We start from the raw sequence: 12,373 nt of genomic DNA on the forward strand, positions 1-12,373 counted from the left end.
GTTTTACCCCTCCCTGCCCTCCGGCAGGCGCGCAGACCTCTCCGGTAGTTGCCGGAGGGCTTAAAGTCCCCTTTAGGGGATTTAGGGGTAATTAGCTTGAACGGACTTACAATCTGATAGTTTCGGAAAAACTCTTCAGACTTTTTAGTCAGCCTCCTTTCGCCTTTGCTGCAACAGAGGTCTCACGTCTCCCGACTTCTATTTCTCCTTCCGAAACACCTTGCGGAAAAACTCATCGACGCGGGAGACGGGATCGATTTCAATTTTGTATTTGTTGAAGTTGAGGGCTTTGCCGTTGGCGGGGACAAAGATTTTTTTCATGCCCAGCTTTTCGGCTTCGGCGATGCGTTGCTCGAGGCGGTTTACGGCGCGGATTTCGCCCGAGAGGCCTACCTCGCCCGCAAAGCAGAGCGATTTGCTGATTGACAGGTCGAAGTTAGAGGAGAGCACGGCTGAAATCACGGCCAGGTCGATGGCGGGATCGTCAATCTTGATGCCCCCGGCGATGTTGAGGAACACGTCCTTGGCGGCCAGTTTAAAGCCGGCGCGTTTTTCGAGTACCGCCAGCAACATGTTCAGGCGGCGCAGATCGAAGCCGGTGGACGAGCGCTGCGGGGTTCCGTAGGCGGCGGTACTTACCAGCGATTGGATCTCGATCAGTAGCGGGCGGTTGCCTTCAATGGCACAGGCAATGGCCGTTCCGCTGAGGCCTTCGTCGTCGCGGTTAATGAGCAGCTCCGAGGGGTTGCTCACCTCGCGCATGCCGGTGTTGTTCATCTCGAAGATGCCCAGCTCGGAGGTGGAGCCAAAGCGGTTTTTGATGGAGCGCAGGATGCGGTACATGTATTGGTTTTCGCCCTCGAACTGCAGCACCGTGTCCACCATGTGCTCCAGCACCTTGGGGCCGGCCAGGCTACCTTCCTTGGTGATGTGGCCGATGAGGATGACCGGGATTCGGCGCTCCTTGGCAAACTTGAGGATGCCGTTGGTGCACTCGCGGATTTGCGCCACCGAGCCGGGCGACGATTCAATATAAGACGTGGCCACGGTTTGAATGGAGTCGACCACCAGCAGCTCGGGCTCCAGGTGCTCGCAGTGGGTGAGGATATTCTCCAGGGCCGTTTCGCTCAGGAAATAGCAATTGTCGTTTTCGCGTTTCAGGCGGTTGGCGCGGATCTTAATCTGCTGGATGCTTTCCTCGCCCGACACATAGAGGATTTTGCGGTCGGTGAGGTCGAGGGCCACTTGCAGCACCAGGGTCGATTTGCCAATGCCGGGCTCGCCGCCAACCAGCACCAGCGAGCCGGGAACCAGTCCGCCGCCCAGGGTGCGGTTGAGTTCGCTGTTGCGGGTGTCGATCCGTTCCACCTGTCCGTGGCCAACCTCCGAGAGCTTTTGCGGCTGGGCACCACTGGCCGAGCGCGAGGGCAGGGGCGACTGCGTTTGCTTCACTTCCACTTCCTCGACGAAGGTGTTCCACTCGCCGCAGTTGGTACAGCGGCCCACCCATTTGGGCGAAGTATTGCCACAGCTCTGACAGGTATAAACGGTTTTGATTTTTGCCATGATGGTTGAATGAAGAGCGATTAATTGATCTGTAAAAATAAGGGTAATAGTTTTTCTTTTCTTATTGGTCAGCGAAAAGCTCAAGGTGGACAAGTCCGGGCTTTCCACGAATCATGCGTTTCCCTGCTTGCTCGATTTCTTGTGGTTTTAGCCCGTAACGAGCTGCTTTTCGAGCATTGTTAAAAGCATAAAGAAGAATGTGATAACCCAGATAATGAGTAGCAGGCTTGGGACCTTTCGCATGATGTTATTCGTTTTTGAAACACCGTTTATGTTTTTGTGATGCACATTTAGCACCGGAACATTGGGGCCGTAACGCATAACTGATTTTTCGAGGTTTTGAGCTGTTTCTTTATGGCATCGCATATACTCGAGTCCGCTTTTTAGTTTGGTGGCAAATAGCCAGTTGATTAGAATGCCGAGCAGGCCGACGAGTACGAGCAGGATCATATTTTTTATTGAAAAATCGAGGCGCATAAAGAACGGAGTTGATGCCATCATGGCAAACATGAAGGTGACATTCAAGCCCAGTTTGGTCCAGTTCAGATTATCTTCGTGGGTATAGAGCATGATCGCCGACTGGTGAAAATCGACCAGGGCCTCGAGCGAAAAATCTTTTTTAATGTAGGTGGTTGCCATCTCGAGTTTGTAGGGGGCAAGCAGCCAGATTCCGCGTGGGCGGATTACGCCGTCGGCATCAGCCTCGAAGGGCGTTGTCTCCAGTACCTTGTCGAAGCCCATTTTTTCGTGAAATATAACCGATCGGGCATTGTAGGGTTTCAGTACAATGGCTGTCACAATGGGGCAATCAATGTATTTAATGAACGTTTCGTAGAGTGCTTTGGTAGCGCCTTTGCCTTTGTTACTGTCTTTGCGGCGGCAAATTTGTTTGGTAACAAAATAAGTGCCCGGGAAATTGGCAATAATCAATTTATTAACCGTGGTCGAGGCGTCTATTTTATCGTTGTGATAGCCGTAAATGAAAGCTTCAATTTGTCCGTCGATCGTGACAAGGTAAAACAGATGCCCGTTTTTAAAGGCCTTTTGGTAATACGCTAAACTGAAGGACGACACAAAGAAGCCTTCATTCTTATCGGTCACGTGGTTGACATCCCACGCGCTGGCAATACGAAAAATTTCTTCAAGATCATTTTCAGTCGCTAAACGAAAGTTCATGGCAGAGGTTTTTTTGTTAAAGATAGATGAATTTCAAAATCATACAAGAGTTCATCGTCATTTGGAGCTTTTGGTTGGGGTAAGAGATTAGGAATAAAGAGCGGCTGGTGGTTCTCCAAACTAAGTTGAGCTTGTTGCTACCGTTTTTACTCACTCCGTCGCTCGCGCCCCCTCTCTGTAGCTTTCCGGACTCCGGGCTCGTATTTACTACAAAACCAAAACCAAGGATCATGAAAAACATCTTAAGCCTCGTAATCACCCTTGTTTTATTGTTCGGTATGTCTTGTGTTGATCAGGCCGACAAGGCTGATTTGAAAGCCCTGAAGTCGAAACAACATGTCGAAGAACACAACAAGCAAGTTATTCAAAAGTACTGGGAGGGCAAGTGGAACGAGCGTCGTCCCGAGATTTTGGACGAGTGCCAAACGCCCGATGTGCTGTACCACGGCAGCTCGATGAGCATGACTGGGCGCGACGCGTATAAAGCGGTTTACCAAAGTTACCTTTCGGCGCTGCACAACACCCACCTGGAAATTGAGGAATTGATTGCCGATGGCGACCGGGTGGTGAGCCGATGTTTGCTTACCGGGGTTCACGCCGGCGAGTTGGAAGGACTGCCGCCAACGGGCAAAACGATCGAAACGCAGATGTTCACGGTTTTTCGGCTGGTGAATGGAAAGATTGCCGAAGAATGGGAAATCATGGACGAGCTCGGCTTTATGTTGCAGCTGGGCATGGAGCTTCGCCTGAAAGAACCGGCAGCGGAATAGCTGTCGGCGGCCGGCGGATTTTGTCGGTAGATTGTCGGATAGCTGGATGTTCGGATTTGCGGATTATGTGAATCGGGCAGCGATTGCGGTCGTTAACCGGCTTTTCATATCGAGGAGGTAGCAGGTGGCGAGCTTTTGTAAGGCTTTGAAGCTAAGCATGTCGTAGCGGGAGGGCGGCGGGCGCCGTATTTTATTGATAATGATTCTAAATTACGTGTTTAACAAAGTGAATTTTGTGAATAATTCACTTATGTTCTGTAATTTGGGGAACAATTGTCGAAAGTAGCCCGCCGGCTGGTCATCGACCCCTCCACGTTTGGAAGCCCGGAGCGGAAGAGGAGGCCGGCGGAGCTTTCGCAATATATCACAAAAATTAGATTTCTCATGAGTTATCAAGACGATTACGACTTGTGGAAAGAGGAGATCGGAGGGGTGCCTTCCGACGAGATAAAGCTGCCCAACCGACCGGTTGATGAGTATGCAGCAAGTGTTGAAACTTTGGCAGTGGATGCCAATCAGGACCGCGATGCGCTCGGTGCGGCAGGTATGGACGTCACGCTGATTGACGAGCTTACTCCGTTGGCCGGAGCCTTGCGCTATTGCCAGGCGGTGTGGATGGGCGAGTATCGCTTTCGCCAGGAAGCCCAGAAAGAGTGGGGCGAACAGTCGCCGGCCGCTTTTGAACTGCGCGATGGACTGCTCCACGATTTTTCGTTTGCCTACCGCAACGATGCCGATAACCACAAAAGGGTGATGCGCATTCGCGAAGGAGGAAGTAATGCTGATATGGTTCAGGATTTGTATGAGTTGGCCGAGTTAGGGGCTAAATATCCCGATCCGCTGACAGCAATTAATTTTGACTTGACGAAGCTGGACCTGGCTCGGGCAACATCGGAGACGATGGCCGAGCTGTTGGCCGCCTACAACGGAACGGCCGGTGAAACCAGCCCCAATAAGGTGACGCGCGATAAGGCTTTTACTTTGTTGGCCGAAAAAGCCGGTACGGTGCGCGAATTTGGGCAGTATATTTTCTGGAAAGACGAAGAAAAACGCAAAAAGTACCTTGCCTGATTTTCTGAAACCCGCAGTTGACGCAGCCCCCGAGTAGGTTCGACCCTCCCCGGGGGCTTTTGACCCTCCCCCGAGCAGTTTCACCCGTCCCCTGAGCAGTTTCACCTGTCCCCGAGCAGTTTGAAGCCGTCCCCGAGCAATCTGAACCATCCCCTGAGCAGTTTGAGCCATCCCCTGAACAATTTGACCGTCCCCTGAGCAGTTTCACCCGCTTCACGAGCATGGTTGACCGTCCCCCGAGCAATTTCTCGCCGTTCACGAGCAGTTTCACCCTCCCCCGGGCTGGTTGACCCTTCCCCTGAGCAGTTTGACCCCTCCCTGAGCATTCTGACCCGTCCCTGAGTAGTTTCACCCGTCCCTGAGCAGTTTGGCAATAAATCCCTCAATGCTCTCATGCAAATAATGCGTTTGAATTTCTTCAACGCTTTCAAATTCGTACCACGAAAAGTCGTCGCCATAACGGTGGAACAAAAACTTCGGGATACCAACCTTTTCCGGATAGAAGAATTCCGTGTCGATCAGTGCTTGTCGGATTCGCTGTGTAATTTCTTCAACTGTCAGGTTATTGGGATTCGAAAAATCGCGATGCCCAAATTTCTTGTAGTTCCCCGAATCGCGATGCAGGTAGTGAAAACGGATTCCCTTTGCCATTGTTCTTTTTGCGAACAAAGTAAAGAAGTCGGAGGATGCTGGTCAACGGACTATGGGTCACATGAAGGTATTCCGCATTGTGTATTCGCTGGTGGCGGTAGAGATACGCTAGAATTGTTTTCTAGATATAATGGATGTCATTTTCAATAACATTGATTATTTTTATGGGAATTAACTAAGCACCCCTAATGGAAAATTACGAAAGTCAGCGTATTCGCTTCGCGGTTTTTGACTGGTTAAACTCGCTCGGATTCAAATATCCCGATAAAGTGATTCCCTCGATGGTATTGGCTAACGATTGTATTGTTGGGGGAGAGCGAGTGGTTCTGAGTGGACAACAGGGCATTTGGAAACCCAAGCAGCTGCAATTCCCCATTTCAATTAAATCCCGCATTGACAGTATTTACGACGATGAGTTTATCTCCGATAATCGCATTCGCTACCGTTACATGGGGACAGATCCGAACCATTGGGTGAACCGAGGTTTACGCGACTGCATGAATCATAAAATCCCCTTAATTTATTTACACGAAGTTTCAAGAGGCAAGTATTTAGCTCAATGGCCGGTTTTTATCGTGTTTGACGATAGGAAGAATCTAAGCTTTATTGTTGAGGCCGATGTGAAAACATACCAACAAGCCGATACGAATATTGAGGACAACCAAGCTGCAGATCTCGAACGGCGTTACGCCACGCGGCAAATGATTCAACGCTTGCACCAAGGTACTTTCCGCGAACGGGTGCTGGAAGCATACCGCGAACATTGCGCGATTTGTAATTTGAAACACCGTGAACTGTTGGATGCGGCGCATATTATTTCTGACTCCAAAGGTGGTCAACCTGTCGTGCAAAATGGGCTCTCGCTTTGCAAGATTCACCACGCTGCGTTCGACCAAAATATTCTGGGTATTACGCCTGACTACCAAGTGCAAGTTCGCGAAGATATTTTACAAGAAATAGATGGCCCCATGTTGAAGCACGGTATACAAGCCATGCACGGGAATCAATTGATTTTACCTCGCTCTGTTGCTTCTCGACCCAATCGGGAGTGGTTGGAAGAGCGGTATGAGGTGTTTAAAAATGTTTAGTGTTTCGACCAATGGATGGAATTGATCAAATATCAAGGCTGTTTAGCTCGGACTCAGTTAGAACAACAGTCACTACATACTATTACAGGTTCGATAGCAAATTCACGCGATACTTATTAAGGAAGACTAGACGGATTGGTACTATAGTCGCTAGTCAGAATAGTTTGTTAACGATTATTCTAATAAATCTAATACCTCTAGCCTATTTGTATGGAAAGAGTTGTGGTATGGGAAATACAAGTCTATGGCACGTATTTAAATCCGAATTCTATATAATCTTGCCATTTACCATTCTCTCAATGTCATTGCGACGGATCAATAGATTTTTCTTGAACATTCTATTATACGCGGCGATTACTTTTGGAGTGCAATTGGGGATCTACATTTTTAAAAAATTTTGCATTAGTCTACTCAATTCTAAATCGAGAAACAATGTATCTAGCAGAACTTAAACTTTGGAATTTCAGAAAATACGGAATTAATGGAGACCAATTTGAAACATCAGAGCCAGGATTGGTTGTACGTTTTGAGAAAGGCGTTAATGTGCTCGTTGGAGAAAACGACTCTGGGAAAACGGCTATAATTGATGCTATACGGTATGTGTTAAAAACCCAAAGCCAAGAGTTTATTCAGCTTGAAGATAAAGACTTTCATAAAGATGGAACTGAAAGGACAAGTGAGTTAAAGATAGAATGCACCTTTTCTGGTTTTAGCGCGAGTGATGCGGGCCATTTTCTAGAATGGATTGGCTTTGATGATGAAAAGAAATACCAATTAAAGATTTGGTTGACCGCAAAAAGGAAGGATAATAGTATTTATCCGAAAATTAGTGCAGGAGCAGATGTTGACGGAACCTATATGGAAGGTGAGGCCCGAGATTTATTGAGGGTTATTTACTTAAAGCCACTTCGCGATGCTCTATCTGAAATGACACACGGAAGAAAGTCTAGACTTGCTCAAATTCTTAAAAGCCTTGATGTTTTCAAAGACCGTAAAGACGAACACGGGAAGAAGAAGAAGCATTTGCTTGAGACTCATCGTGAATCTTACGGAAACGAAGTGAATGACTATTTTACGACTGACCCATCGGGTAGCGTGGTGAAGGATACAATAAATGAGTTTCTAACAAAAGACTTCCTTTTTCATGGTGAGGATCGGAAGGCTGCGATAAAGATAGATGATAATGAATTGAATGAAATTTTGAGAGAGCTGGATCTTGTTTTGGAAGAGAATAAATCGGGTTTAGGTTCCTTGAACTTGCTTTGTATGGCAGCCGAACTGTTGCATCTGAAAGAAAAGAAGACAGGTCTAAAGCTCACATTAATTGAAGAATTGGAGGCTCATTTACACCCACAATATCAGTTGAGAGTAATCGATTTTATTGAAAAGAACAAAAAGGAATATGGGCAATTTATTTTGACCACTCATAGTACCACGCTTGCATCGAAGATTAACTTGGAGAATTTGATTATTTGCCAAAAAGATCGAGGAGCTTTTCCAATGGGGCATAAATACACGCAGTTGGAGCAAGGGGATTACCAATTCTTGCAACGCTTTTTGGATGCAACTAAAGCGAATCTCTTTTTTGCGCGTGGTGTAATCATTGTCGAGGGGGATGCTGAAAACTTATTGATCCCAACAATCGCTGAAATAATTGGTAGACCATTACATGCTTATGGGGTGTCAGTTGTGAATGTTGGCAGTACTGCTTTTAAGCGATATGCAAAGATCTTTTTGCGAAAAGACAAAGATGATGTGGCGCATGAGAAAACATGGTTAGGAATACCAGTCTCAATAATCTCAGATTTGGACATAAGGAGTTTTGAATATTATGAAGATATCCCAGATGGGGAACGACCCAAATACATCAAAATCTCGCAAGAAACGGTCGATAAACTTAGAAAATATGTAGGTGAGTTTGACGCTGAGGGATTAGAAGGAAATATTTACACATCATTGGATCAATTTTGGAAAACAGAAAAGGAACGAAAACGTGTAAAGAAATTTAAAGGAGGGGTTAAATCTGATATTGACGAAATGTTGAAAGTGAATTTCGTCACTATATCTAAGCCTATTATTCGTAAAACACGAGAGAGAACATTAGAAGCAAAAATGGCTAATTCCCAAAAGCAAAATGTGAAGCTATTTGTCTCAAACAATTGGACTTTGGAATATGAAATCGCGTTGGGGGCATTGCACGTTGACTTACTTTCTGCAATCGAGTGTGCCAGAACTTTACAGAAGGACGCTAACGTGAGTTTAAGTGATGAATTGATAGGTGAAGCAATAGGCAGAGCAAAGCAGATTCTAAAAGACCTGACTGGAGAAGGCAAGAAGAGGATTGCGTATGAAATCTTTAAGCCTCTTAATAATGGAGACGTTTCAAAGGCAGTTACCGCACAGTGTCTAGCAATGATACTTGAATGGCATAAAGAGGAAAGCAAGGAACGAATAGAGAAGGACAATTATTTGAAGTATATCTGCGACGCTATTTATCACGTCACCGAACCTAAGGAAGAAGGAGGGGCTGATGTCTAAAGAGGAATTTGCAACAGACGACGAGATTAGACATGCATCGAAAGTCTTGCTCCCCAAGGAGCATTGCTTCATGGATGACGAAGAAAAGGTCAATATCATAAAGTGTAACGAATCAAAGGATATTGTTGCATGCCCCGGCAGCGGTAAAACCACCACTTTACTCGCAAAGCTTTTGATCCTAGCCAATCGGATGCCACTGGAGGGAAACAGAGGAGTTTGTGTTTTAACCCATACGAATGTGGCTATCGATGAAATCAAAGAAAAGCTAGGAGCGAAGTCTGACGTGCTCTTTCGCTACCCCAACCATTTTGGCACAATACAATCGTTTGTAGATAAATTTCTCACCTCACCTTACTTTATCTACAAATACGGGAATAAGTTGATCTCAATAGACAACGAAAGATATCGAGCTCAATTCGATAAATCTCAATTCAAATATATGGGAAAAAAGGCTATAGCATACTGTCATAGAACGCAATCGAAAGGCTTCCCTTATACGATTAGTTTAAAGGATTTTGAGTTAGATGAAGACAATAAATGCATCCGTCTAGGTTTGGATTTGAGCAAGGCAGATGGTCACGCAATCTATGACGGATTACGGAGGACAAAAGATTACTCTATTGAATCTGGCTATCTGACTTATATGGATGCGTACGATCTAGCAGAACTATTTTTGTCAGATCCGGATACTACCAACAACATTATCGATTCTTTTGCTAATCGTTTTCAATATGTATTCATTGATGAAATGCAGGATACCGCAAAGCATCAACTAGATATCTTGGGAAAGGTTTTTGACTCACAAAAGACGATTATCCAACGATTCGGCGATCCTTCTCAATCGATCTACAACAAGGTAAGTGTTGAAGAAGTGTGGACTGTAAAAGATTCCTTACCGATCAATACGAGTAAACGGTTTGGGGATAATATAGGAGAAGTTCTAAAGACGGTATGTATTAAAGATAATAGTGCATTGAAAGCGTCTCCTGAAATAAATTCACTTAGCCCAATCTTGATACTCTATGATAATCCATTGCAAGTGCTTCCTAAGTTTTGTGAGTTAGTGCTTAGTCGGACTGTTAACTATCAAGGAGAAGATTTATCTGTATTTGAAGTTTCAAAAAAAGAACGTAGACCAATAAAAGCTGTTGGGTGGGTTGGTAAAGAGTTGGACGAGAAACAACAAGATCGATATAAGCTAGCTTCGTACTTTGGAGATTACCATAAAGAGGTAAAGAAGAAGGATAAAGTGGACTATCAATCATTGAAAAGCTTTCTTAGAAAGATAGATGGAGCAACAATAAAGGAATATCGAAACAAAATTATTGATGCGATGCTCCATATTCTGAGAATTCAAGGGGTAACTTATCAAAAGAATTCAAAGAGACATTTTTACACGAAGACAACTTTGCTTGCAAAACTTGCAGAGGCGGAGTTGCTTGATAAGTTTAATAAGGAATGTTCGAAATGGATTCTTGAGATAGACAATGAAGGTTCGGATATTGATGAAATAAGAAACAAGGTAAAGGCATTTTTTCTTAACGAGTTATTTCCAGTTTTGGAGGTAAATGCGAGAAATCGGGAAGTGGTTTCATTTCTAGATAGTGAAATTGATGATTCTGTTATCCCTGAAAATGCAATTGAATCTCAGAATTTGTATTGTTACCCAGGAATTGAGGATTTAAAAGTCGAAGTGTCCAATATCCACCAAGTAAAAGGTGAAACTCATACGGCGACGCTTTATTTGGAGACCTACTATCAAGGGCGCTTTGAGAGTGAATCAATAACAGGGCAATTGAAAGGGGAATCATATAAGCAACCAAAAGGGAAAAAGGATACTTATACCAAAGAAACTCTCAAGATGGCTTATGTGGGTATGAGCAGACCAAGATTTATGCTTTGCATGGCAATTCATAAAGATCGTTTTGATGAGGAGCTTGATCTTGTAAATGACGGCCTTTGGGAAGTTGTTAGAGCATACTAAAACAAAAATAAATGACACCTGAGGATAAAGAAATTTTAAGATTAAAGAAAGCTTTACCGAATGAATCGATATTGAAAATACTTGATCGATATAAAAAAGAGTATGGATTTAACGATTACTATGGAGCTTTAGATTCGTTGCTGTATAGGCTGGGAATGAGTTTTGGGCACGAGCCAATTGATGATTTGAATACAAATAGACAGCTAGGGTTTATCCCATACATTATTTATTCTCAAGAGAATTATCTGAATGAGCCTGGAGGGAGACAAAATTTGCAGGCAGATATCAGTCCATTCAAAAAGTTAGAAGATAGTAAGGCTTACTCAACGAAAGAGGTAATTTATAGGTTAAGACAAATATCAAACCTCGAAGAGATATTGTTTAAAGCTTCTTCTTGAAATTCACTACAATAATAGCTTGATTCCAGCAGTTCGGGTTTGGTGTCCTTTCCGCGGATGCGGCTCATGTTGTAGCTGCGTGTTGGTTTGTTGTGTACATCGGCCATCGGCGTAAAGATAGGCAAAAGCGGTGCAGGGCGGTTGGGCTGCTCGGTTCGAACAAAAAACCCGAAGCGGCTTGCTTCGGGTTTTGGTTTATGTTTGGGCAGCGGGTCTACCAACTAAAGGCGTAGCGCATTTTCACGCCGAAGCCTTGTGTTTTCACTTTCCCGGTGTAGCGGGTGCCGGTGGTTTGCTGGCTGCTGTTCAGCAGCGAGGCATAGCCAAATTGGGTGGGCTTAGCCGGATCGTAGTTGATCAGGGGCTGTTGGTTGTTGTTGGTCTTGGCGATGTCGTTCAAGCCCAGTTCAAGGTATGCACTTACATACAGGTTGCGCATGCTGCGTAGTTGCTGTTTGAAACCCAGTTCGAGCAGCATGGAGTAGCTGGTTTTCAGCTTCAGCTTTTGCTTGTTGCTTTGTTGGGTTCCCCAGCTGCCAAAGCCCATAAAGCGGGGGCTGGTTAGTTCGGCATCCCACTGGGGGAAGTAGCCGGAGGTTTCCAGGCCGTAGGCTGTTGCTTTATAGCGGGCGCGAACCGGAAAGCCCAATTGCAGGCCGGCAGCAGCAAACAGGTGGGCGCCCGGGGCGTTGTTTTCCCATTGTATGCGCAGCGGAACGTTGAGCATGCCTGCCGACTGCCACTCGCGGTAGGTTGATGCCGACGTGCGGAACACCATATTGTCGCCCTCCAGGTCGGTAAGGCTGTAGGCGTCGGCAATACCTTCGAGGACGGTTTTTGCCCGGTACGATTGGTATTCGAGTGCTGCCGAAACGCTCCAGGTGGGGTTCAGGTAGCGGCTGTACTGCACGCCCAGGCCGGCACCGAAGCGACTGTTGTTGTCGCCGGCACCATTCATGTCGACATTCAAATTGGCGTAAGGTCCTTTCAGGTACACCGAGAGTTCGCCTTCGGGTAAACGGTATTCCTGGGCTGTTGCTGCCCTTGCGGACAACAACAGCAGCGCTGCGATAACGAGTTGTTTGTATCGGTTGATTTTAACTTTTTTCATCTTGTTTGTTTTTCAGTTTC

The 12,373-nt window shown here is 45.7% G+C and carries 10 protein-coding genes; 6 read left to right on the forward strand and 4 right to left on the reverse strand.

Going from position 1 to position 12,373, the window contains the following annotated elements; translation table 11 throughout:
• Positions 1-198: 198 nt before the first annotated feature.
• Positions 199-1,659 (reverse strand): DNA repair protein RadA, encoded by a 1,461-nt coding sequence (radA, locus tag C8N47_RS07580; RefSeq protein ID WP_245915686.1) that lies wholly within the window; start codon positions 1,657-1,659, stop codon positions 199-201.
• Positions 1,660-1,713: 54 nt separating this feature from the next.
• Positions 1,714-2,742, reverse strand: a complete 1,029-nt coding sequence (locus tag C8N47_RS07585) for a GNAT family N-acetyltransferase (RefSeq protein WP_107821940.1) — start codon at positions 2,740-2,742, stop codon at positions 1,714-1,716.
• 230 nt (positions 2,743-2,972) lie between these two features.
• Between C8N47_RS07585 and C8N47_RS07595 the strand changes: the two genes are divergently transcribed.
• Both C8N47_RS07595 and C8N47_RS07600 read left to right on the forward strand, forming a co-directional pair.
• Positions 2,973-3,512, forward strand: coding sequence for an ester cyclase (locus C8N47_RS07595; protein ID WP_107821942.1), 540 nt, complete (start codon positions 2,973-2,975; stop codon positions 3,510-3,512).
• A gap of 384 nt (positions 3,513-3,896) precedes the next feature.
• Complete coding sequence (locus tag C8N47_RS07600) at positions 3,897-4,583, forward strand: hypothetical protein (protein WP_107821943.1); 687 nt, start codon at positions 3,897-3,899, stop codon at positions 4,581-4,583.
• A gap of 348 nt (positions 4,584-4,931) precedes the next feature.
• Here the strand turns inward: C8N47_RS07600 and C8N47_RS07605 are convergent, their stop codons facing one another.
• Positions 4,932-5,234: a hypothetical protein gene (locus C8N47_RS07605; protein ID WP_107821944.1), complete on the reverse strand. Its 303-nt coding sequence runs from the start codon at positions 5,232-5,234 to the stop codon at positions 4,932-4,934.
• A 188-nt stretch (positions 5,235-5,422) separates the two neighbouring features.
• Here C8N47_RS07605 and C8N47_RS07610 point away from each other — a divergent pair, with 188 nt between their 5' ends.
• The 4 genes from C8N47_RS07610 to C8N47_RS18670 all read left to right on the forward strand — a co-directional run bounded on the left by C8N47_RS07610 (position 5,423) and on the right by C8N47_RS18670 (position 11,242).
• Positions 5,423-6,322 carry an HNH endonuclease gene (locus C8N47_RS07610; protein ID WP_107821945.1) on the forward strand — a complete coding sequence of 300 codons (900 nt, stop codon included), beginning with the start codon at positions 5,423-5,425 and terminating at the stop codon, positions 6,320-6,322.
• Between the two features lie 432 nt (positions 6,323-6,754).
• Positions 6,755-8,860, forward strand: a complete 2,106-nt coding sequence (locus tag C8N47_RS07615; RefSeq protein ID WP_107821946.1) for an ATP-dependent nuclease — start codon at positions 6,755-6,757, stop codon at positions 8,858-8,860.
• Positions 8,853-10,844, forward strand: coding sequence for a UvrD-helicase domain-containing protein (locus C8N47_RS07620; protein WP_107821947.1), 1,992 nt, complete (start codon positions 8,853-8,855; stop codon positions 10,842-10,844). Before C8N47_RS07615 ends, C8N47_RS07620 begins: the two co-directional genes overlap by 8 nt.
• Before the next feature lie 11 nt (positions 10,845-10,855).
• Positions 10,856-11,242, forward strand: coding sequence for a hypothetical protein (locus C8N47_RS18670; RefSeq protein ID WP_146161463.1), 387 nt, complete (start codon positions 10,856-10,858; stop codon positions 11,240-11,242).
• A 214-nt stretch (positions 11,243-11,456) separates the two neighbouring features.
• Here C8N47_RS18670 and C8N47_RS07630 read toward each other — a convergent pair whose 3' ends face one another.
• On the reverse strand, positions 11,457-12,353 hold the full coding sequence (locus tag C8N47_RS07630) for an outer membrane beta-barrel protein (RefSeq protein ID WP_107821948.1): 897 nt from the start codon (positions 12,351-12,353) through the stop codon (positions 11,457-11,459).
• Positions 12,354-12,373 lie beyond the last annotated feature (20 nt).

This window comes from Mangrovibacterium marinum, from assembly GCF_003046625.1.
In the GTDB taxonomy this organism is placed as follows: Bacteria; Bacteroidota; Bacteroidia; order Bacteroidales; family Prolixibacteraceae; genus Mangrovibacterium; species Mangrovibacterium marinum.